The following is a 21,103-nucleotide window of genomic DNA, read 5'->3' on the forward strand; positions in this document are numbered from 1 at the left end:
ACATATATATGAGACTACATGATTAGATGATTATGACGCGTAAAAGAACCAAAATCACAGAAAAAGATCTATCTTCTGAGCCAGAAATTCTCAGGATTCTCTATCAGCATAATCCGTGGTGGATGGATAAACCTATTCCAGACATCAAATTAAAAAAATTCAAACAAAGTGATTACTTTTATCTTGAACAAGAATTAGAGAATAACAAAATAACAGCCGTGATTGGAGCAAGGCAGGTTGGAAAAACCACAATGCTTTATCAATTAATTGAAAAATTACTATCTAACAATAAACCTCAAAATGTTTTCTTTCTCTCATTAGATGATCAATATCTAAAAATAACATTGCAAAATCTCAATAAAATATTTGAGATCTATGCATTAAATATTATCAAAATTCCTTTGGATGAATTAAAACAACGAGTATATTTTTTCTTAGATGAAATACAAACAGTACAAGATTGGGAAATCATATTGAAGCGATGGTATGATCTTGGATACAAAATAAAATTCATCATATCAGGATCATCTAGCATGAACATATTGCAAGGAACTTCTGAAAGTCTAGTTGGAAGAATAAAACCTCAGACTGTACTTCCTATGAAATTCCTAGAATACATACGACTAAAGGAACAAAATAAACTCGGTGAGCTAACAAATGCAACTAATTTAGAAATGCGTAGGGCATTGAAACATTCCATAATACAAAATAAAGCAAAACCATTCTATAAAGCATGTACAGTAGCTTCGAAACTCTTCTCTCCATTCAAAGACAAAATGATGGTTTATCTGAATCAATATGTAATCAAAGGTGGTTACCCAGAAATCGCATTTATTGATAATATGGCACTATGTGCAGAAAATCTTCGAAATTATCTTCATCTTACTTTATACAAAGACATCATGCGTACTGGAAAAATAAGAGATCCTGTAGCACTGGAAAACCTTGTATCCATATTGGCAAAGGAATCGTCCCAGATAATCAATCATACAAACATAGCCAAGAATCTTGATCTTAAGAGAGAAACTCTCAATACATATCTTTACCTACTAAAAACTGTTTATCTCATATCTGAATCAGAGTTCTATTCTAAAAGCAGAGTCAAGCGAATACGAAAGGAAAAGAAAGTGTATGTCAACGACATAGGAATAAGAAATATGGCCGCTTCAGCATTAGATGACCAAATATTGACAGATAGTACAGAGGTGGGGAAAATGATTGAAACTGTTATTGCCGATCATACCAAAAGATTGAAATTTAATCTGGAACAAAACTATTCACCACCATTATTCTATTGGAGAGAAAAATATGAAGTTGATATTATTCTAGACTTGTTACAAAAACCATTACCTATAGAGGTAAAATACAGAGAACAGATACAAGAATCTGACTTGAGAGGTTTGAATTCGTTTAAAGAGAATTTCAAAGTTCCAATGTCATTAGTCTTGACCAAAGACCATCTTGAAATGGATGGTTCTACTATCTTTATGCCAAGCTGGTTGTATATGATAATGTGTTAATTTCATCTTTCTTGTCTTTTTCCAAATGCCCTTTTCATTGATTTTACACAAATCAAATTCACACACAGAAAAATCTGAAATTCTGAAAATTTCATTATAATAGGGTTCTGTCGAGTTGACGGGTGATAAATAATTTGGGCATCATTTCTTCCCTACAACCAACTTGCTTCCATCCACTCTCAGGATTAGTGGCGTGCCCACGTTCCCGTTCACTGCTTCTTCTGAAAGCCCTCTGGGATGGCAAAACCTACTCCACCCCTTGTAAGATATGTTCATGGATGCAATTACATCCCTGTCCATCGTTCTCTTACAATTAATGCACAATAATTTTCGAAGTTGAAACCTGTCCTCTTGGAGTCTATCTCCGCATGTTGGACAGAGTTGGCTTGTGCGTTTAGGATCTATGAAACCAACAGGAATTCCTTCCCATTCTGCCTTGTATTGTATCTGCCTTTGCAGTTCGTAGAACGACCATGAGTTTAATTTTCTGCGATACTTGTTTCCCTGCCCATTTCCCTTTCTGTATAGTTTACGGATTCCTTTTAGATCTTCCAGCACAATCATTGATTTTGTATCCACTGCCCTTGATACAATATCTTTTGATATTTTGTGGAGATATTGTTGTATGCGTCGTGACCTTCGATTGCCCAACCTCTGCTGAAAATGTTTCTTTACTCGTACATCAAATCTTTTGAATGATGACATGACATGTGAGGTGTTTTCCTTTATTGACAGTAACTTGTTGGTCTTGTACATTATGGATTTTTCTCCGTCAAATGTTGTTATGTTTCTCAGGTTTCTGTCAATTCCGATTACGTTTTCTGGAATGATTTGTGTTATCTCTTTTCTGACTGAGATTGAGACAGAGTTTGGTGTTATCACAAATGATCTTGGTTCTACACTAGTTAATTGAGACTTGGGCATAAACATTTCATAAAATATTCTAATTACCAAGCATCAATCGGATGGATCGTGGATTATTTCCCAGAATACAATTGTAGTATATGACAACCTGATACACAAAGACGCACATAAGTAAATATGATGATACGTTGTTGTATCCAGATACAGGAGATGTTGATATCCCAAATGTTTCCTTGATGCTACCAAACAATGGTTCAATAGATACACTTCTACTATGATGTATCTTCCGACCTTTTTTGGATTTGTAAAATAAAATCAATTCCAGTCTTTCACCTCTTGTATGCCTGTACCTTCGTACCGGACAAACTAACCTTGCACCTCTCTGTCTTGTATACTCGTACAGCTCATGATCATCATACCCCTTGTCAGCAACAATATATCGCATATCAGGAAGATATTCTACAAGATTTTGATACTCTTGATTATCTTGTATGTTTGCAGTTGTTATGCCAGCAGACAGTGGAACTATTAGTTTTCCAGTACTGCATGTCATGTGTAATTTGTATCCAAATATCCATCCACGTGTTCCAGAGAATCCCCATTTGGCATCAGTATCAATTCCGGATCGTGGAAGATGTCCTGATATCATATGCTTGCGATGCCAAACATGACCATTTTTTGCACGTATCATGGAACTATCAATGGATGTTATGGTAGAATCAGCAATTTTTTCTGACACAAATCTTCTTCCCATGATACCAATGATGTTCTGGACCGGCATAACCTTGAATCTTCGGTCAAATGTTCTTCTGTCTGGTAATGTGTACAATCCACATGATCTCATTATTTTCTTGTTGTGTGTTACAGAAAAATAATGATGCAGGCAATTGTTTGATGGAATTCTAAACCATATTCGCACAATGTAGCAGCGAATCATTGTACAAGTAGAATACACATATGGTCTTCCCCTTTTGTCAATATCATCATACAAAGATAGCAAACCTATCAAATGCAAAATGCCAATAAGGAAGGATTCTGATTGAATCTTGCTGAGGATTTCTTTCTTGATATGCATCTTGACAATGAATATCTGGCAAGGAGATCCAAAGCATTTTCCATTAAATTAATTTTGGAACATGATCAAAATATGCCTTGGAATTGTGCCCAACCCTCAGTTAATTGAGATACAGTATACTCGTTTAGTTTGACCAAGAACTTGTCACCGTTTGAGATTGGAAACGAGAGCAACATGCCTGTTATCTTGAAACCATAACATGAAACAAGATATGGTTTTGACACATATGGAGATTTTGGTGTTCTTCCTTTTTTCATGTCTTTTTTCATTTGTGTAAGCCTTCCTGCTGCCTGAGATATTGCAGTTAATTTGTAGTATGATAGTATTTTGTAATTGCCCAGTTCCTTGTATGATAACACTGATAGTCTTTTCATGGTTGAACAATTGTTTGCTATTCCAATTCTTATACAGTCATTTACCATTTGCCTGAATGTTTCCATCATGGACAAAAGTTGAGGTTGTGATTGATATGACTGTTTTATACATTTGGTTGACAATGATGCCCTGCATAGTTGTGTTTTGATGTTATTTATCGTTTGTTTATCACCAGTCAACTCGACAGAACCTATAATAGCAAAGTATAAAGCTCAGAACTTTATACTATTAAGCATGAATCAAGAAAAGATTCCTGTAGCTGAACACAGGAAAACCGCTAGAGCCGCTGATTCTAAATTCTTGTAAATGTTGCTAACAAAAAACTATTTTTTTCCTACCAATAAATTATTTCCAACAACTTGCAACTGTTCTCTAGTTTCAAAACCCAAATCTATCATGTTTTAGTTTTTCAATAATTATAACAAACAATGACATTCGCTGATCAAAAGATCGACAGATCTATAAAGCGGGTTCTGGGAGTCTTGCAAAGACATGGAAAAATTTGAACAATGGTGGAAAGGTTTGGTTAAAGAACTTGAAGAAGATATAGAAACTATGTCCAGTATCAAATAAAACCGCCAAAGCCTAGAAAGATATATTCAGATCTTCATGCATTTTTCTAAATTTAATGTGTACACTGACAGTCTACAAGTTTTGTGTCAAATGTACAGTCATGTGGGCCATCTGACCTGGCATCGGTGGGAATTTTTTTCATGCATTCACCATGGCGGCCTTTTCTGCAAAACCAGCAGATTGGGTTGGTGGCAGTCTTATTGCATTCCATGATATTTCATCTAAAAGATGGTTACATCCCCAGGTGCAGAAGAATGACTGTTTGTATCCTGGTGGAATTCGACAAATTCCTTGTGCGCAATTTCTTGGTGTTTTCTCAACTCTTCAAGATTCTCAAACACATTGCTGCACAGGTAGCACTTTGGCTTGTGCTGATCTACCATTGACAGTACCATGATGTCTTATTTGTCCGTCTGTCATACTTGAATCTTTTTTTGGTGTCACTGGACTGGAGTAAACCACTCTGAGAATCGCTCATCTTTTCCTCTTGATGCCTCATAAAAGGCATGTTGCAATTTTCGGGTTATATCTCCTACTTTGCCGTCTCCAATGGTAACATTATCAATTTCTGACACAGATTTTACCTCAGCCGCAGTACCTGTCATAAAGACCTCGTCTGCTATGTACAAGTCCTCTCTGTCTATTTCTCTTTCAGTAATTACAAGTCCCTCTTGTCTTGCTATCTTGATTACACTGTCCCTTGTTATTCCATCTAGTATGCCGGCATTTAGTGGAGGCGTTGATATCTCGCCCTTGTTTACAATGAAAATATTTTCTGCACTTCCTTCTGATACTTTTCCATGATAATTCAACATGATTGCCTCATCATAGCCATCTCTTAGGGCTTCTACCCTAGCTAGTGCAGCGTTTGCATAATTTGATGCAGCTTTTGCCTGCATTGGTTGTGACCTGGAATCTATTCTAAGCCAGCTTGATACTTTACATCTTGCTCCATGTATCTTTCCTGCACTGGATTCACCAGTATTCCACTCCCAACAGGCTATTGCAACTTCCACCTTGTTTGGAGTTGGTGTAAGGCCCATTACTCCGTGGCCATAATATGCAATAGGCCTGATGTAGCATTCCTTGAGTTTGTTTGCATTTACTGTCTTGATTATTCCATCAGAGATCTCTTTTTTAGAATAGGGCATTTTCATTGAATACATTTTTGCAGACTTGAATAATCTTTCTACATGTTCAGGTAATCTGAAGATCATTGGTCCCCTTGGAGTATTATAACACCTAATTCCCTCAAATATTGCGGTTGAATAGTGCAAAGCATGTGTCAGGACATGGACCTTTGCATTCTTGTATGCAACAAGTTTTCCATTCATCCAAATCTTGCCCTGCTCTTTCATACCGTGGGATGGAACTCTGGTAATTTAAAGAATAATAAAAATCACAAAATATCGATATCTGGAGGAACTGTTGTCTTTAAATCACAGAAATCCATAACCTTCCATTATGCCACAGCCTGTACTCTCACTTGTTTCTGTTGTCTTGTTTGTAATTGGTATTGTGGGAAATGGATTTGAGATGAGAAAAATTCGCATGGCTACAGAAGGGCAGCCTAATCCAAAGAATGTGTTTCTTGATAAACGCAACTTCAAGTGGTATGCGTTGATTGGTGTTGCCCTTGTGCTCTGGGCAATCAATGGTGCCTATACGTGATCTATATAGATCATCTCTAAATATTTCCTGATCGTATACAACGTAGTGCGTGTTATGGGTAACGCCGGGCTAATTCTAGATAAAGAGGCCCAAGAATAAACCCACTTTGACATCCTACAGGTATAGGCTTGTAGGGGTCAAATGTTCTAAAATTTTCTCATACCAAAGATAAAAATCATGGTACATTTGTCTGAAAACTAGATATGGTTGCTAGAAAGACAGGAAAACACAAGCGCAAGGCAGACCAGCGTGCCACTCGCAGAAAAAGAAAAAAGTAGAACAGCCGTTGTAATTTTATAAAATAAAAATTATCTCGCTGGTATTATTTTTTGTTAAACAAACTTTATTTTCGATCTCTCGGCGTGGACTGTCCTGATTGCTTTCTCTATGCTATCTCCACTATCTTCAATCACTATGATGATTCGAGATGTTTCCTCCTGGGCATCCATGTTTAATATGTTCAAGCCTGCCTCGCCTATTCTAGAGCTTGCCTTTGATGCAACCTGTTGCACACGCCACATCTCGTCTCCAATCAAGGTGATAACGCCCCTGTTGTAAGTTATCGATGCCAAAGAATCAAATCCCAGAATATATCTTTCGTTGCGCTTGACATAATCACCGTCTAGAAATAATATCCTGGTAAACTCTATGTCATCTTTTGTAAATGGAGACAAGACTACAAACTCACTGTATCTCTTGTCCCTGTCAAGTGAATGGAACAATCTTTCAGATGCATCTTTCTCAATTCTAACGATGGAACAATTTTTCTTTCCAGTGACTATCTTGAGTGGATGGCCGTTTTTTTCACTGGGTTTTCGTTCAATTGTTGTAATGTTTTCAGGCTTGCCCATATCAGTAATTATTATTGGTATCTCTACGCCATTTTCTACAATCTCCTTTATTGCAATCGGATCAAGAATCTTCATTCCAAACATCCCTGCAATTCTTGCCTCGTTGTATGAGAGGCTGGTGATGCTTTCCAGTTCTTCCTTGACTAGTCGTGGATCTGCGGACAGTACCGCACTATCTTTTTCAAAGTCTATTCTGGTGTTGTATTTTTTGTTAAAAAGAATTCCAAGATCAGCTGCAGTTCTATCAGAGCCTCCTCTCTCATAAGTTGTTTCTATCCCATCTACCGTCTTTCCGATAAATCCTCCTATTGACAAGACATCGTTTTTTTCCAGCAACTCTTCCACTTCTTCCATTCTTTCTGATGACTCGGAGGCAAGAAAGTTTGCCGATTCCAAGTTATTATCTGTGATTATGGGCCATATGTCAAATGGAATGACTTCGGATTTTATGCCAGAACTTTTCAGGACATGGTTCATTACGTGAGACATTAAAATTTCTCCAGAATATGCAAGCAACCTTGCCCTGGTTTCATTGGCAAACTCTCTTTTTTGTAGAGTTTCTGACAAAACAGTTCTAGCTTTTTCAAGAAAAAGATCGATGGTTTTGTTACAATCCTCTTGCAGTGTCCTGTCTATCGTTTGAACAATTTTTTGATATGGTTTTCTCAGAATTTCTGTATCTGGTTTTTCTCCTCTTTCTGCTCTACGCCCAATCTCAAGCGCAATATCTGTAAGAGATCTTTGTTTTTCATTGTATACTGTAAGAGGAGCAGAAAAGACCGTGATTACCTTGGAATTTTTTTTCAACTCGTTAATCCTTTTGATTATGGTGGGTATCAGTATGCCATCAACGCCCACTGCACTGCCGCCAAATTTTGAAATGACTAGATTTTCCAAAACTTGGTTATCTCTCTTCTGGTCCTTCTATAAAGTATTGGGTATTTTTTATGGTCGCACTAATTCCAACTGTGCAAATCATGTACATTGTCTTTAGAGTGCTGATTGATTTTTCAACAAAATAACTAGGCCAAGAAATTTTTTATCAAATCTGATGCCTTTTTTGACCCATCAAAAGGTTGAGGGTTTCTCTTCTCATCAATTTTTTTGCGTATCAACCTGTCAAGATTGAAAATATCACCATATGTGTATCCAAGTTCTCTTGCATTCTCTTCTTGCTCAAAATGACCTTTTATAGGAATGAATATTCCAGGTGTTCCGTAATGCCTTGATTCATCTATGGTAGATTTTCCAGCAAGTGAAACTACCAAGTCTGACGCAAATATTATTTCATGTAAATTATTTACAAATCCTAAATTTCTAATATCTTTATGATTTATCTTAAATGAAGGACCACTCACAATAACAATCTCACAGTCGGGGCTAATTTTTGGATATATCTCAAGAATCTTTTCAATCAAAAATCTACCAGAATCTGTTCCACCTATGCTTACAACAATTGTTTTTTTATGGAATGCATATTTTTCCCGTAATGATTCACGTGACTGTGATGTATTTCGTACTATTGGACCCACCCTTGATAAGTTGCCTTCATTTTTGCCATTTTCTGGCAAAATCACAAGATCACATTTTTCAATTATTTTTTTCATTGACTTGTTCATCTGTCTTTCAATGATTGAGCCAATGCCTTTTGCAAAACTTGTCTTGAGTATGTCAGTTACTAAGATGGTCTTGATTCCCATCTCCTGAGCCACTACTAGCGATGCAAAATCCTCGTCACTTGCAACAACTCTTGGATGATACATCTTGAGTATCTCGGATGAAATTTCTTTACATTCCTTGTAGTAGGAATAATATTTGAAGAGCCACTTGAGTGGTTGTCGTAGTATTCCATTCTCAACCTGAAACGCTGGAGGCATGTACAGGTCATCAGCATCAAAACCATTCTGTGAAATAAGTGTAGAGCCAGCTCTGCCACTCACAAATCTCTTTGATATTCCATCAAGGTTATACGATATGGCCACATCGCGCGTGGCATGTCCAAGCCCTATGGGGCTTGAGAAAAAAACTAGGTCTACCATATCTTCAATTCTATCTGGATGTGATTTCTCTATTTTTTATTTTGGATGATTCTCAAAGTTTAAATCTATTTTAATTAGGAGCTTGCTTGGGTTCATAGTCCAGGTCGGTTATGACGTCGCCCTTACACGGCGAAGATCCAGGGTTCAAATCCCTGTGGACCCATACTTACATACGGTATGGATACCCCTCAAAAAAATGACCAAGTTTCCCATTTTTGGACAATGACAATTTTTGAAATTTCTGCCAGAATTATTTTTTTGACAATGTGGTACTTGATACCATTTCCTGCATTTTTCCAAGATCTTCTGGTGTTGCATTCTGACGTCCTTTTTTATTATGTAAGAATTCCCTGATGATGTGAAAACTATGGATCCATTAAAATCCTCTAAGGCCAACGGGCCGGCATAATTCCGGATGATCTCTTAGATAAGAAATTTTTTGCAGCATGGACTGTTTGTCCTGTGGAAAAGTTCCTCCTATCGGATAAGCATTTGATCCATGATTTGCACGAAAAACAACTTGTGTACTTGGATCTATTTTTGATATCAAAAGTTCCAGTTCCCCTAATGCTTCCGAGTCGTCAATTGGCAAAAACGGCTCTTTGAATTTTGTCAGAAATTCATCACGGATACCGTCTTCTAGATGCAGAGTCAGGGCTCCAACATAGTGCGGTGCAGAGACGCTTAGCACTTTGGCAGTCTCCTCTATGTGATCCCTCGAGTAAGTCTTCCCGCCCAAGCCCAAAATTACCATACATGATATGGTATATCCTGCATCTTTTGCTTTTTGGCATGACTTTATGATTGTCTGGCCTGTTGCTCCCTTGGTGACTTTTTTGAGAATTGTATCTGATCCACTTTCTATTCCAATGTAAAACATTGTCAGTCCTGCAGCATGCAATTTTTTGAGATCCTCTAGAGATTTTTTCAGAATGTTTTGTGGCATGGCATAGCAAGATATGCGCTCAAAGTTTGGAAATTTTTCTCGCAGATAATCTAAAATCTGAATCATTTTCTGAGTTGACAGGTTCAATGCGTCACCGTCTGCAAGAAATATCCTGGTACTGTCTGGCATGTGCTTTGAGGCAAGATCAATTTCTGACCTGATCTCTTCCCATGGTCTCTCGGAATATTCTTTTGAGCGATACATGTTGCAGTATGAACACTTGTTAAACGAGCAACCTAGGGTAACCTGGAAAATTAATGACTTGGCTTCAGACGGAGGCCTGTATAGAGGATAATCATAATCAAACATGTTTTAATCTAATCCTTGTCGATCTTATCAGTTATTCGGTAAGTTCTATCGCGTTTACAATAATAGCGAATCAAGAAAATTAGGTTTTAGAACAAGCCGCGCAAGTTTTGGATAACCAAGATCTATTAATTAACTTCTAATATACGGAAACATATGGCTGGAGACCCACATGCAAAACGCCTATTGTGGTTTGTATTTATGGGCTCAAAAGGTGGCTTGAACAGAATTCGCCTCATTTCTCATATACGCGATAAACCTCTCAATGCAAACCAACTTGCAAAAGAGATGGATCTTGATTACAAGGCAATACAGCATCACATAGGAGTCCTTGAAAAAAACAATCTGATAACTCGAGTGGGAGAAAAATATGGTGCAACATTTTTCATGTCTACGTTTCTTGAGGTAAATCTGCAGGTCTTTGACGAAATTGTAAGCAAATTGGAACAAAGTAAATAAGTCAAGTGGAGCCAAGTGTTTTCAAATGGAAGTCCTAATGACTGCAAGCACAATTGTCTCTGGAGCAAACATGGTAGCTCTTGGAGTACTCATCGGGGTTTTTGCCAAAATGTATTCCAAAACCAAGGCACAATTGCCCCTTGGGATGATATTTTTTGCAGGCCTATTGTTTTTGCATAATGTAATTGGGGTCTATGCATACTTTACAATGATGGAACTTTATGGATCTGCACTGCTGCCATACCTGTTGGCAGTACATGTGGCAGAATTTGCTGGCATACTAATATTTCTGAGAATAACCCTCCAATAGTTGGTTTATTTGTTAGATGAACAAAATTGATCTGTGAAGCAAAAGTACAAAGAATATCTAAAACTCAACAAGAATATTCTTTTAGGGTTTCTTGCATCAATTGCAATTTCTGCAATGGTTGCGCAAATATTTTCAAATCAGCAAAGTTATGTAAACGCAACCATAAGTTTGGGCGTTGACTATGTTGTGTACTTTTCCACTTTTGGCTCGCTTTATTACATTGATAACAAGAAAAAATATCTCCTTGAAACAGGCCAGGTAGACAAGGCAGAGCTCAGGCGAGATCTGATAAAGGTGATATCCTCTCTTGGAATAGGTGAGGTTGTCTATACTGCCTGCAGATGGTCTCTCCAGTATTATCTACTCACAAATTCCTATCAAGCTTATGCGGCATCTATTGTATCACAGTCCATCTCAACTGTAATCTACATGATAACTGTAAATTTGAGTGTGAAACTCATGAGGCTGTACAAAGATGGTCCTTAGCATATTTGTTGATGGCTCGGGTGGTCCCAGCTCCGGGTTTGGATTCTTTGTCAAAGAAACAGGCGAGTCATTTTACAAAAAAGAGCCTGGCATAACAAATAACCAGGCAGAATACATGGCTATTATTTCAGCTCTGCAAAAATTTACAGGCATTGAAAATGAGATTATCATCTACAGCGATTCAAAAAATACCGTATCACAGTTAAATCATGAATATGCTATAAACAATGACAAGTTGCGCAGCCTTGCGAGAGAAACTTGGGATCTTGCAGCCAAGTTTCCAAATCTAAAGATAATCTGGATCCCGCGAAACCAGAATCTAGCTGGAAAGATGCTTGGCAGCTAATCCATGGTTTGGGATCCAAGCTTTTTCCTTGGATAAACTTATTATACAAATTCATTTGAGTCCATCTCATTAAAATGAGTGAATCTATTTTCCTGTCTCCAAAATCTATTGCCATAATAGGAGCTTCTGATAAAGAAGGAAGCGTAGGTCGTGCCATTACATCCAACATACTAAAGGGGTATACCGGAAAGATTCTTCCGATAAATCCAACAAGGGAGACCATATTTGATAAAAAAGCGTACAAGAGTGTTCTGGATGTTCCAGAAGAGATAGATCTTGCAGTGGTGGTTACAAAAAATGATGTTGTTCCTGCAGTGCTTGAAGAATGTGGCAAAAAGGGAATCAAGGGAGCAATAGTAATCACTGCGGGATTCAAAGAAGTGGACGAAGAGGGTGCAAAGCTTGAGAGAAAACTTGCAGAAATTGCCAAGCAGTATGGTATCAAAATCATTGGACCAAACTGCCTTGGTGTGATGAACCTTGCACCTCAAACAATGATGAATTCGACTTTCCTCAAAGTGACCCCCAAGTCTGGAGGCATTGCTCTTGTATCACAAAGTGGAGCCATCTGTGCAGCACTGGTTGAAGATGCCAGTGCGCAAGGAATAGGATTTTCATCCGTAATCAGTATGGGAAATAAAGTTGACCTCAACGAGGTTGATATTCTAAAAATGCTTGCAGAACACGAGCAGACAAAGGTCATTGTAATGTATCTTGAAGACATGACCAACGGAAGAGAATTTTTGAAAATATGCAAGCAAATTACCAGATTAAACGAATCAAGAAAACCTGTGCTAGTTTTAAAATCTGGCCGAAGTCCAGAGGGTGCAAAAGCAGCCATGTCTCACACTGGCGCACTCATGGGCTCTGATGAAATCTATGATGCATTACTAACTCAATCAGGCGCAATAAGGGTTGATACCATGGAAGAATTGTTTGATTATGCAACTGCATTTTCAAAGCAGCCACTGCCTTCCAAGGGAGACTTGGTCATTGTATCAAATGCAGGAGGGCCTGCAATAATTTCCACTGATGCATGTTCCAAAATGGGAGTAAAAATGGCAAATATAGAAGACATTAGGCCGCACATAAATGCAGTTATTCCTCCGTGGGGAACCTCCAGAAACCCAGTGGACATTGTGGGAGATGCAGATTTTAACAGATTTGATCATGTGTTAAATCTCGTACTTGCTCATCCAAATACGGGTTCAGTCATAACAATGTGCACGCCATCTGCTACGCTTGATTACAATAAACTTGCAGAAGTAGTTGTCAATGCATCAAAAAAATATAACAAGACAATTCTTGCAAGCCTGATGGGTCTTGATGAGGGAATAAAAAACAAGGAAATTCTGGCAGAAGGTGGCGTTCCATATTACGGCTATGCAGAAAAAGCAATCCGTGCTTTAAAGGCAATGCTACGATTTGCCCAATGGTCTGCTACACCAGAAGGAAAGATACAGCAATTCAAAGTAAACAAGAAAAAGGTAGAGCAAATCTTTGCCAAGGTAAAGTCTGAGGGAAGGAAAAACTTGTTAGAGGAAGAGGGGCAAGAAGTTCTGCGCGCATATGGTTTTCCTGTACCAAAAAGCATTCTTGCCATAAAGGAAAAAAATGCAACAGCTGCTGCAAAAAAAATTGGATATCCTGTTGTGATGAAAATTGCTTCGCCGCAAATTATTCACAAGTCTGATGCGGGGGGAGTAAAAGTTGGATTAAAGACACCCCAGGAAGTCAAAAAGGCCTTTAAAGAAATAATCAAAAATGCAAAAAAATACAACAAGAAAGCAGTCATCAAAGGTGTACTGGTTCAAGAGATGGTAAAAGGTGGAAAAGAGACAATCATTGGCTCAAAACAAGAACTGGGATTTGGACCTGTAGTTATGTTTGGCATGGGTGGAATATACGTTGAGGTACTAAAGGACGTAACATTTCGGATTGCTCCTGTCACAGACTCGGAAGCCGATGAAATGATATCATCAATTAAAACAAACAAGTTACTGCAGGGCGTAAGGGGAGAAAAACCGTCTGATGTCAAAAAACTTGCAGACTGTATACAACGAATTTCACAGCTAGTGACTGACTTTGAAGAAATAAAAGAACTTGACATGAACCCTGTTCTTGTATTTGAAAAAGGCAAGGGCTGCAAAGTTGTCGATGTAAGAATCGGACTTGTTTAGAAAACAAGGACTTGTTATAATATTTATATTACTTGTAAAGGGTACTAGCAGATATGCCAATTAAGACTGCCGCTGAGTATATTCAAAGCCTCAGAGGCCGTGACATGAAAGTTTACCTTTTTGGTGAACTTGTAAAAGAGCCAGTAGATCATCCCATGATAAGACCCTCAATAAATGCAGTAGCAGAGACATATGATCTGGCAGAAAAGGAAGCCGAGATGGCAACTGCAAAATCATCCATCACTGGCTTGCAAGTTAACAGGTTTTTGCACATTGCTGAGAGTGCAAATGATTTGGTAAACCAAAATAAAATGCAGAGAAAACTTGGCCAACTCACAGGAACATGCTTTCAAAGATGTGTAGGCATGGATGCACTAAACTCATTATATTCTGTTACTTTTGAAATTGACGAAAAACACAAGACCAACTATCATAAACGACTAGTAGATTTTATCAAGATGATCCAGCAAGAAAATTTTGTCATTGGCGGTGCCATGACTGATCCAAAGGGAGACCGAAGCAAGGCACCACACCAGCAAGAAGATCCGGATGTATTCTTACATGTAGTAGAAAAAAATGACAAGGGAATATTTGTTACAGGTGCCAAGGCTCACCAGACTGGTTGCATCAACTCGCACTGGATAATAGTCATGCCAACAATGAGATTGCTGGAAGGTGACAAGGATTATGCAGTGGTCGGTGCAATGCCTGCCGATTCTCCTGGGATCACATACATCTACGGACGCCAATCATGTGATACAAGAAGCATGGAAGAAGGAGACATTGATTCAGGAAATGCAAAATTTGCAGGTCAGGAGGCCCTTATGGTTTTCGATCGGGTGTTTATTCCATGGGACAAAGTATTCATGTTTGGAGAGTATGAATTTGCCGCGATGCTTGTAGAACGATTTACTTGTTATCACAGAAGAAGCTACGTATGCAAGACAGGCTTGGGCGATGTTTTAATTGGTGCTGCTGCCTCAATTGCTGATTACAACGGCGTACCTGATGTTTCCCACATACGGGACAAGCTGGTAGAGATGACACATCTTAATGAAACAATATATGCAACTGGCATTGCATCATCGTCTCAAGCTCATCGCACCAAGTCTGGTGTCTGGCTCAACGATGACATGCTAGCAAATGTTACCAAGCATAATGTAACTAGATTCCCGTATGAAATAGGCAGGATGGCACAAGACATTGCAGGCGGCCTTGTTGTCACACTTCCATCTGAAAAAGATTTGAAAAATCCAACAACAGGTCCTATACTGAAAAAATATCTCAGAGGACGAAAAGGAGTCGATGTGGAAAACAGGATTAGGATATTGAGACTAATTGAAAATATGACACTGGGCAGAAATGCAGTGGGATATCTGACCGAATCGATGCATGGTGCAGGCTCCCCTCAGGCTCAGAGAATACAGATTGCACGCCAAATGCAGCTTGGATACAAGAAAAAACTTGCTAAAAATCTTGCAAGCATTAAAGAAAATTCAGAATCAGAACCTGAACAATCAGATTACTTTGAGCGCGTATTCAAGATACGAAAATAGAAAAAATTTACTTGTCTGGATCTTTGTTCTGCGGCTCGCTTGTTTTTGGTTCAAGTGCGTTCGAGTCGTTTATGAGATATGATTTGTCACCTGATAAACTGCTGTCTGTACCAGTCCCTGACTTGTCTGAATTTGTCTTGTCATCGCCTGGTAAGGTATCTGTAGATTTTGGCTTGCCAAATTGTTTTACCAGCATGATTCCTACAATTACAGCTATTATGATATAATTGATGGGGGGTGTAAGTATTCTTGTCACATAGCCTATCTGGGGTATTACATAGACAACTTTTCCGATATAGTTTTCTTTTGTTATTGGAAAGTCAACTCCGGGTATGGACCCAGGATTTGCATCTCCCTTTGTTCTGATTATGAGGGGATTCTGGTTCAACACTTCTGCCACACGATGAACTATGACCTTGTCCTCCGACGGTGCATGGAAAACTATGATATCACCACGTTTTAATTGATCAAAAGCTACATGTCCCTGAACAACAATAACATCAAAGATTTGCAAGTTTGGTATCATGCTTCCACTTGATACGACATAAAATGGATTTTCTGTTCCAAATGCTACCCGGAGACCAATCCAAATTATTGCAATACCGATTGCCACTATTATGATATCCTTTACAATGCCTGACTTGAGGGAAAGTTTTTCCAATTATCACAAGTTCTTTGAAATCGTAAGATAAATCTTGCTTAACAATGGTGATTCACTTTAATTTGTTACCGCAGCTTTCACAGAACTTGGAGCCTTGACTGTTTGTGTAATTACACTTGGTGCATTTTAAATTATTTTCAGCAAGCAAGCTCTTAAGCAATACAATCTCGCCAATTTTTTGTATGTCATCCCACTTTACTGTGATGTCATTTCCATCATTTTTTGTTACAACTAGTACTATGTTTGACTGATCTGGCTGGATGCCCATCTCCTTGACGACTCCAACCTTTCTTGCTTCGGTGTCATAAACTGCTAGACCTGTAATTGAGCTAAATGTCTTTACACTGGTAGATGTTTTTGGCTGCTCTTGCAATTGAACGCTCTGAGCTGGCGGTGCTGCAACATTTGTGTTGGTGACAGGTATTGCAGCTCCAACTGATGCAGCTTCATCGGGCTTGCTAAAGTTTCTATATTCTGCAAGAATCGAGCCACATGTTGTACACATGTACTGTCCCTTTTCAAGAAGAACAAGATTTTCTGCCACTATCTCGTTTGGATTTTCATATTCTATCTTTGGACTTCCCTCGTATTCTTTTTCACATGTATTGCAGTAATACTTGGAAATTTTTTCTGAATCAAGACGGCCAACTGGAGCAAGAAACAAGTCTGGTCCTCCGAGATTGCCCTTTCTTTGCTGATCGTCGTTAACTGTTGCCATTATGAAACCTCCCGATCCTCGCAGTTTTTTTAATCGAAGTTCGCTGCTCATGCTTTGATCTACATAAATCTCAGATAATATGTATATCATTTTGATGGGTCAAATCTATACCACATATCAGAGCAAGAGATTATACAATTTCCAAAAATAACTGAAATTTTTTCAATATTTTGGAAAGAGTTATTAGAGCCAGAGGGCTACATTAAACAAAAATTGACGGAAATAGGTGATCAAACTTTTCTCTGTCGTTTCAATAAAAAGATGAATAAACTTGGCAAAATTTGAAGAATTAGGACTAAAGGATACAATACTCACTGCTCTTAATGAAATGGGTTTTCGTGAACCGTTTCCTATCCAGGCAGGAGCCATTCCAGTACTTCTTTCAGGTCAGGATGTTATAGGTCAGGCACATACTGGAACAGGAAAGACAGCTGCATTTTCACTGCCAATAATACAAAATGTCATTCCAAAAGGTGGGGTGCAGGCGCTCATCATTGCTCCAACAAGAGAGCTTGCAGTGCAGATATCTGATGAAATTGTAAAATTCTCAAGGCATTCTGGAATTCGTAGTGTAACAATTTATGGTGGCCAGAGCATGAATGTACAACTTCAAGAACTTCACCGGGGAGTGGAGATTGTAGTTGCAACTCCTGGACGCCTTATTGATCACATCAAGCGCGGTTCCATAAAACTACAAAAAGTAAAGTGGGTCATACTTGATGAGGCAGACACCATGCTTGACATGGGATTCATCGAGGATATCAAATTCATCTTGGACTTGGTTCCAGAAGATCACATCAATGCACTATTTTCTGCTACCATGCCTGCTGCAATCTTGATGCTTGCAGAAAAATACATGAAAAATCCACAAAAAATATTCATCGATTCAGATGATCTAAGTGGAGAGGGAATAGAACAAGCGTTTCTTGTGATAAAAGACAGGGAAAAAACAGATTATCTTTTTAAATTCATAAAAGAAAATGGCGCCGGTCAGGCAATAGTTTTCTGTTCTACAAAAGACAGGACAAGAAGGGTTGCACATGAACTGGAACAAGGAAGATTCAACGTAGTCTCAATTCAAGGAGACATGTCTCAGTTTAGAAGAGACAAGGCAATGTATTTGTTTAAAAAAGGCAAGGCAGACATTTTGGTAGCTACTGATGTGGCAGCAAGAGGCATTGATGTGCCAAAAGTTGCACTGGTGATAAATTATGACGTTCCAAACCAGGATATGGTATACTTTCACAGAATTGGACGAACTGCACGAGCAGGAGAAAAAGGAAGGGCAATAACTCTGGTATCTTATTCTTCAATTGGAGACTTTAAGGCAATATCAAACCAAACCAAGGTCCAGATGAAAGATCTAAACAAGGAATTGGGAATTGCGGTAAATATACCAGATCCTCTGAAGAGGGAAGTAAGTCATAGGAGAGGCTTTGGCAGATCAGGTGGTGGTTATGGAAGATCTGGAGGAGGTTATGGAAGACGTGATGACAGAAGAGATGATCGCAGAAGATCTGGCGATAGAAACTATTACGGCCTAAGAAGTCGTTGGTAGAAAACCGGGTTCTGTCGGGTTATCAAGACCTGACGCAAATGGTAAAACCAAGTAACGCTGATATATTTATGATGGCAATCAAGTCAATAAAACAGAATTACGTATTTCCTAATGACATTGTATTACTCATGGAAACATTCAAGGAAATGGTAAATTTTTGCATCAAAACAGGATTACAGGAAAATATATCAACTCTAAACAAATTCTCATCACTACACTACAAGGACTTGTTTCAATTTGACATCCAGTCCAAGTACAAACTTACTGCCATGTCTCAGGCAATGGGAAGGTTGGCTCAGAGAAAAAGAGACATGAAAAAAGGCAGATTTCCAAAATCTCCATATGTCTCAAAACCATATCTAGTATCATGTTATGGATTCAAGATAAATGGAATGTTGCTGTCATTTCCAGTCTCAAATGGTGACAAGTTCTTGGTAAAACTAAACGAGTACACTATATCCAAACTTGATGGTACAGAACCACGGTCATTTACAATAACTCCAAGTTCAATATCAATCTCAGTAAGGAAAGAAATCAAGCAAATAATTCCTGAAAATGTTATTGGAATAGATAGAAACCTGAGAAATGTAACCATATCAACAAATGACGGAACTGTAATGTACAAGACCAACAAGTTACTATCAATCAAGGAAAACACATCTCACGTATTATCGTCTTTCAAGAGGTTTGATGTAAGACTAAAGAGGCATTTCCAGCAAAGATTAGGAAATCGTAGATCAAGAAGAATACAACAGCATCTCCACAAGATAACAAAAGACATCATACAGCGAGCAGTAGCATCAAGAAGCATGATAATATTAGAAGATCTAAAAGGAATCAGAAAATTATATCATAAAGGCAACGGTCAGGGAACAAAATATAGAAGGAAATTAAACTCATGGTCGTTCTATGAACTGCAAAGACAGATACAATACAAGGCAGAATGGAAAGGAATTCCTGTTGGATTCATAGATCCTAAACGCACAAGCCAACTCTGTCCAGTATGCGGAGAAAGACTCCAAGAGGATAGGTTTCACAGACGAAAATTGTTGTGCAATAATTGTAAGAGATCAATGAACAGGGATGTAATAGCATCCATGAACATATCTTACAAGGGGTGGAGTAGGTTTTGCCATCCCAGAGGGCTTTCAGATGAAGTAGTGAAGGGGAACTTGGACAACTTTCAGCCAATAATCCTTGGAGTGGATGGAAGCAAGTTGGAGATTCAGAGATGATTCAGGTCTCGATAACCCGACAGAACCGAAAACCGTTCAATATATTTAGGGATTCGGGATTTTATAATGCGTGGATAAAGCAAAACCTGTAGATTCAAAGAACTGGGAAAAAGAGGTCATGGCTTCTCCAATTCCTGTGTTTGTAGATTTTTGGGCCGAATGGTGTGGTCCATGCAGGATGGTGGGTCCGGTAGTTGAAGAGCTGGCCGGTGAATATGCAGGAAAGATCAACTTTGTTAAGGTTAATGTTGATGAAAACAACGAACTTGCATCAAAGTACAATGTCTTTAGCATACCAACACTAGCATTATTCAGCAAGGGCCAGGTTGTAGCGCAACAAGTGGGTGCTGCATCAAAGGGTTCTTACAAGAATATGATAGACAGTGCTCTTTCAAAAATCTAAACCTCATTTCTTCTTTTTTCGATCTAAAATAATTAATACCGGTCAAGGAAACAGTCCACATGTCATTTGGAGATATTGATACTCTAAACCTTCTATTTGACAAACTACAGAATCTGTTAAACGATACACAAGGATACTATGAATCGTTTCTTGACGCTAATACAATGTACAAGCAAGGAAAACTCTCAGACAAGGAATTCTTTGAGAAACTGGGAGATTATGTAGTATCATATTCATCGCTAGAGTTCCTGTCTGTCAAGGTAATCTTTGAGCTAAAGAAATCACTTGACAAAATATCAAGTGGCCGTGCATCTGGCTCTACAATGGCAAGTCCAATGCCTCCTGGCATGGGACCACAAGCATCACAAATGGCATCTACACTGCCAGGACCGGGACAGCCTCCTTCAATCATATCTGCTGCTGCAGCGTTTTCATCACCTGGTGAACTTCCTAGGCCAGATCCTTCATTATTGCCAAAACAAAGCTCGGGTGGTCCTGTCTGCAATTCTTGTGGTTCGAGTCTAAAACCTAATGCAAAGTTTTGCTCCAAATGTGGAAATAAAATATCCTAGTGAAAAATTCTGAATTAGTCTTGGTTTGCACCACATTCTGTGCAGAATTTTGCAACCAGGGATAATTTTGAGCCGCACTCTTGGCAATATTTTGAGCTTGTTTCAGTTGGTACATTAACACTGCCATACAAGCCACCAATTGTCTTCATTGCACCTGTTGGCACAAATGTATCATCGTCCACCAGAGGCGTTGGTGCAAAATCTTTTTCTTCTATAAAGTTCATCAATCTGGGCATTTGCTGACCGGGATTTTTTGTATCAGGTACCATGTCACCCAACCAAAATGAAAATCTAGTTAGTGTAAGCTCTGGTGTGGAAAAAGTCAACGTATGACTTGACATGTAATCATCTGCCGCTGTTTTTCCATTGAACACTTTCATTAAATGCACTAGTTCGCAT

The 21,103-nt window shown here is 38.5% G+C and carries 23 protein-coding genes and 1 tRNA gene; 13 read left to right on the forward strand and 11 right to left on the reverse strand.

The window, feature by feature from the left end; all coding sequences use genetic code 11:
- Positions 1 to 32 precede the first annotated feature (32 nt).
- Positions 33 to 1,520, forward strand: coding sequence for an ATP-binding protein (locus BQ3481_RS09505; RefSeq protein WP_162287761.1), 1,488 nt, complete (start codon positions 33 to 35; stop codon positions 1,518 to 1,520).
- Between the two features lie 141 nt (positions 1,521 to 1,661).
- Here BQ3481_RS09505 and BQ3481_RS09510 read toward each other — a convergent pair whose 3' ends face one another.
- The 5 genes from BQ3481_RS09510 to BQ3481_RS09525 all read right to left on the reverse strand — a co-directional run bounded on the left by BQ3481_RS09510 (position 1,662) and on the right by BQ3481_RS09525 (position 5,765).
- The gene (locus BQ3481_RS09510; protein WP_157928044.1) at positions 1,662 to 2,474 is read right to left on the reverse strand and encodes an RNA-guided endonuclease InsQ/TnpB family protein; all 813 of its coding nucleotides are present in this window, start codon (positions 2,472 to 2,474) and stop codon (positions 1,662 to 1,664) included.
- Positions 2,464 to 3,228, reverse strand: a complete 765-nt coding sequence (locus tag BQ3481_RS09515) for a transposase (RefSeq protein WP_157926845.1) — start codon at positions 3,226 to 3,228, stop codon at positions 2,464 to 2,466. Before BQ3481_RS09515 ends, BQ3481_RS09510 begins: the two co-directional genes overlap by 11 nt.
- A gap of 296 nt (positions 3,229 to 3,524) precedes the next feature.
- Positions 3,525 to 3,902, reverse strand: coding sequence for a hypothetical protein (locus BQ3481_RS09520; RefSeq protein ID WP_157928045.1), 378 nt, complete (start codon positions 3,900 to 3,902; stop codon positions 3,525 to 3,527).
- A gap of 726 nt (positions 3,903 to 4,628) precedes the next feature.
- Positions 4,629 to 4,802, reverse strand: a complete 174-nt coding sequence (locus BQ3481_RS11635) for a hypothetical protein (protein WP_173848099.1) — start codon at positions 4,800 to 4,802, stop codon at positions 4,629 to 4,631.
- Positions 4,803 to 4,847: 45 nt separating this feature from the next.
- Positions 4,848 to 5,765: a branched-chain amino acid transaminase gene (locus tag BQ3481_RS09525; RefSeq protein ID WP_157928046.1), complete on the reverse strand. Its 918-nt coding sequence runs from the start codon at positions 5,763 to 5,765 to the stop codon at positions 4,848 to 4,850.
- Between the two features lie 106 nt (positions 5,766 to 5,871).
- Between BQ3481_RS09525 and BQ3481_RS09530 the strand changes: the two genes are divergently transcribed.
- A complete protein-coding gene (locus BQ3481_RS09530; protein WP_157928047.1) occupies positions 5,872 to 6,078 on the forward strand; it encodes a hypothetical protein in 207 nt (68 codons plus the stop codon).
- 332 nt (positions 6,079 to 6,410) lie between these two features.
- Here BQ3481_RS09530 and BQ3481_RS09535 read toward each other — a convergent pair whose 3' ends face one another.
- On the reverse strand, positions 6,411 to 7,826 hold the full coding sequence (locus BQ3481_RS09535; protein ID WP_157928048.1) for an amino acid kinase family protein: 1,416 nt from the start codon (positions 7,824 to 7,826) through the stop codon (positions 6,411 to 6,413).
- A 125-nt stretch (positions 7,827 to 7,951) separates the two neighbouring features.
- Positions 7,952 to 8,968 (reverse strand): glycosyltransferase, encoded by a 1,017-nt coding sequence (locus tag BQ3481_RS09540; RefSeq protein ID WP_157928049.1) that lies wholly within the window; start codon positions 8,966 to 8,968, stop codon positions 7,952 to 7,954.
- An 88-nt stretch (positions 8,969 to 9,056) separates the two neighbouring features.
- Between BQ3481_RS09540 and BQ3481_RS09545 the strand changes: the two genes are divergently transcribed.
- Positions 9,057 to 9,131: transfer RNA gene (locus tag BQ3481_RS09545), tRNA-Val, on the forward strand.
- A 213-nt stretch (positions 9,132 to 9,344) separates the two neighbouring features.
- Here BQ3481_RS09545 and BQ3481_RS09550 read toward each other — a convergent pair.
- Positions 9,345 to 10,223, reverse strand: a complete 879-nt coding sequence (locus tag BQ3481_RS09550) for a radical SAM protein (RefSeq protein ID WP_157928050.1) — start codon at positions 10,221 to 10,223, stop codon at positions 9,345 to 9,347.
- Between the two features lie 153 nt (positions 10,224 to 10,376).
- Between BQ3481_RS09550 and BQ3481_RS09555 the strand changes: the two genes are divergently transcribed.
- The 6 genes from BQ3481_RS09555 to BQ3481_RS09580 all read left to right on the forward strand — a co-directional run bounded on the left by BQ3481_RS09555 (position 10,377) and on the right by BQ3481_RS09580 (position 15,557).
- Positions 10,377 to 10,679 (forward strand): ArsR/SmtB family transcription factor, encoded by a 303-nt coding sequence (locus tag BQ3481_RS09555; RefSeq protein ID WP_157928051.1) that lies wholly within the window; start codon positions 10,377 to 10,379, stop codon positions 10,677 to 10,679.
- Positions 10,680 to 10,704: 25 nt separating this feature from the next.
- A complete protein-coding gene (locus tag BQ3481_RS09560; protein ID WP_157928052.1) occupies positions 10,705 to 10,989 on the forward strand; it encodes a hypothetical protein in 285 nt (94 codons plus the stop codon).
- A gap of 33 nt (positions 10,990 to 11,022) precedes the next feature.
- Complete coding sequence (locus BQ3481_RS09565; RefSeq protein ID WP_157928053.1) at positions 11,023 to 11,475, forward strand: hypothetical protein; 453 nt, start codon at positions 11,023 to 11,025, stop codon at positions 11,473 to 11,475.
- Positions 11,465 to 11,821, forward strand: coding sequence for a reverse transcriptase-like protein (locus BQ3481_RS09570; RefSeq protein ID WP_157928054.1), 357 nt, complete (start codon positions 11,465 to 11,467; stop codon positions 11,819 to 11,821). The genes BQ3481_RS09565 and BQ3481_RS09570 overlap by 11 nt, the downstream gene beginning before the upstream one ends.
- A 74-nt stretch (positions 11,822 to 11,895) precedes the next feature.
- Positions 11,896 to 14,001, forward strand: coding sequence for a 4-hydroxybutyrate--CoA ligase (locus tag BQ3481_RS09575; protein ID WP_157928055.1), 2,106 nt, complete (start codon positions 11,896 to 11,898; stop codon positions 13,999 to 14,001).
- Between the two features lie 53 nt (positions 14,002 to 14,054).
- Positions 14,055 to 15,557 (forward strand): 4-hydroxyphenylacetate 3-hydroxylase family protein, encoded by a 1,503-nt coding sequence (locus BQ3481_RS09580; RefSeq protein WP_157928056.1) that lies wholly within the window; start codon positions 14,055 to 14,057, stop codon positions 15,555 to 15,557.
- Positions 15,558 to 15,564: 7 nt separating this feature from the next.
- Here BQ3481_RS09580 and BQ3481_RS09585 read toward each other — a convergent pair whose 3' ends face one another.
- Complete coding sequence (locus tag BQ3481_RS09585) at positions 15,565 to 16,218, reverse strand: signal peptidase I (RefSeq protein WP_157928057.1); 654 nt, start codon at positions 16,216 to 16,218, stop codon at positions 15,565 to 15,567.
- Between the two features lie 52 nt (positions 16,219 to 16,270).
- Complete coding sequence (locus BQ3481_RS09590; RefSeq protein WP_157928058.1) at positions 16,271 to 16,987, reverse strand: zinc-ribbon domain-containing protein; 717 nt, start codon at positions 16,985 to 16,987, stop codon at positions 16,271 to 16,273.
- A gap of 220 nt (positions 16,988 to 17,207) precedes the next feature.
- On the opposite strand from BQ3481_RS09590, the gene BQ3481_RS09595 reads away from it, so the two are divergent.
- The 4 genes from BQ3481_RS09595 to BQ3481_RS09610 all read left to right on the forward strand — a co-directional run bounded on the left by BQ3481_RS09595 (position 17,208) and on the right by BQ3481_RS09610 (position 20,704).
- A complete protein-coding gene (locus BQ3481_RS09595) occupies positions 17,208 to 18,494 on the forward strand; it encodes a DEAD/DEAH box helicase (protein ID WP_157928059.1) in 1,287 nt (428 codons plus the stop codon).
- Between the two features lie 38 nt (positions 18,495 to 18,532).
- Positions 18,533 to 19,729 (forward strand): RNA-guided endonuclease InsQ/TnpB family protein, encoded by a 1,197-nt coding sequence (locus BQ3481_RS09600; protein ID WP_157928060.1) that lies wholly within the window; start codon positions 18,533 to 18,535, stop codon positions 19,727 to 19,729.
- Positions 19,730 to 19,799: 70 nt separating this feature from the next.
- On the forward strand, positions 19,800 to 20,132 hold the full coding sequence (gene trxA / locus BQ3481_RS09605; protein ID WP_255408305.1) for a thioredoxin: 333 nt from the start codon (positions 19,800 to 19,802) through the stop codon (positions 20,130 to 20,132).
- Between the two features lie 59 nt (positions 20,133 to 20,191).
- Entirely contained in the window at positions 20,192 to 20,704 is a 513-nt protein-coding gene (locus tag BQ3481_RS09610) for a zinc ribbon domain-containing protein (protein ID WP_157928061.1), read from the forward strand.
- Positions 20,705 to 20,718: 14 nt separating this feature from the next.
- Here BQ3481_RS09610 and BQ3481_RS09615 read toward each other — a convergent pair whose 3' ends face one another.
- Positions 20,719 to 21,084 carry a zinc ribbon domain-containing protein gene (locus BQ3481_RS09615; RefSeq protein WP_157928062.1) on the reverse strand — a complete coding sequence of 122 codons (366 nt, stop codon included), beginning with the start codon at positions 21,082 to 21,084 and terminating at the stop codon, positions 20,719 to 20,721.
- Between the last annotated feature and the right edge of the window lie 19 nt (positions 21,085 to 21,103).

Source organism: Candidatus Nitrosotalea okcheonensis, from assembly GCF_900177045.1.
Taxonomy (GTDB): domain Archaea; phylum Thermoproteota; class Nitrososphaeria; order Nitrososphaerales; family Nitrosopumilaceae; genus Nitrosotalea; species Nitrosotalea okcheonensis.

Bases quoted from the DNA above. Each gene is read 5' to 3' on its own strand.
- BQ3481_RS09505 (WP_162287761.1), top strand. From the start codon at position 33: ATGACGCGTAAAAGAACCAAAATCACAGAAAAAGATCTATCTTCTGAG.
- BQ3481_RS09515 (WP_157926845.1), bottom strand. From the start codon at position 3,228: ATGAGATCATGTGGATTGTACACATTACCAGACAGAAGAACATTTGAC.
- BQ3481_RS09520 (WP_157928045.1), bottom strand. From the start codon at position 3,902: ATGATGGAAACATTCAGGCAAATGGTAAATGACTGTATAAGAATTGGA.
- BQ3481_RS11635 (WP_173848099.1), bottom strand. From the start codon at position 4,802: ATGGTACTGTCAATGGTAGATCAGCACAAGCCAAAGTGCTACCTGTGC.
- BQ3481_RS09525 (WP_157928046.1), bottom strand. From the start codon at position 5,765: ATGAAAGAGCAGGGCAAGATTTGGATGAATGGAAAACTTGTTGCATAC.
- BQ3481_RS09530 (WP_157928047.1), top strand. From the start codon at position 5,872: ATGCCACAGCCTGTACTCTCACTTGTTTCTGTTGTCTTGTTTGTAATT.
- BQ3481_RS09540 (WP_157928049.1), bottom strand. From the start codon at position 8,968: ATGGTAGACCTAGTTTTTTTCTCAAGCCCCATAGGGCTTGGACATGCC.
- BQ3481_RS09550 (WP_157928050.1), bottom strand. From the start codon at position 10,223: ATGTTTGATTATGATTATCCTCTATACAGGCCTCCGTCTGAAGCCAAG.
- BQ3481_RS09555 (WP_157928051.1), top strand. From the start codon at position 10,377: ATGGCTGGAGACCCACATGCAAAACGCCTATTGTGGTTTGTATTTATG.
- BQ3481_RS09560 (WP_157928052.1), top strand. From the start codon at position 10,705: ATGGAAGTCCTAATGACTGCAAGCACAATTGTCTCTGGAGCAAACATG.
- BQ3481_RS09570 (WP_157928054.1), top strand. From the start codon at position 11,465: ATGGTCCTTAGCATATTTGTTGATGGCTCGGGTGGTCCCAGCTCCGGG.
- BQ3481_RS09575 (WP_157928055.1), top strand. From the start codon at position 11,896: ATGAGTGAATCTATTTTCCTGTCTCCAAAATCTATTGCCATAATAGGA.
- BQ3481_RS09580 (WP_157928056.1), top strand. From the start codon at position 14,055: ATGCCAATTAAGACTGCCGCTGAGTATATTCAAAGCCTCAGAGGCCGT.
- BQ3481_RS09590 (WP_157928058.1), bottom strand. From the start codon at position 16,987: ATGAGCAGCGAACTTCGATTAAAAAAACTGCGAGGATCGGGAGGTTTC.
- BQ3481_RS09600 (WP_157928060.1), top strand. From the start codon at position 18,533: ATGGTAAAACCAAGTAACGCTGATATATTTATGATGGCAATCAAGTCA.
- BQ3481_RS09610 (WP_157928061.1), top strand. From the start codon at position 20,192: ATGTCATTTGGAGATATTGATACTCTAAACCTTCTATTTGACAAACTA.
- BQ3481_RS09615 (WP_157928062.1), bottom strand. From the start codon at position 21,084: ATGAAAGTGTTCAATGGAAAAACAGCGGCAGATGATTACATGTCAAGT.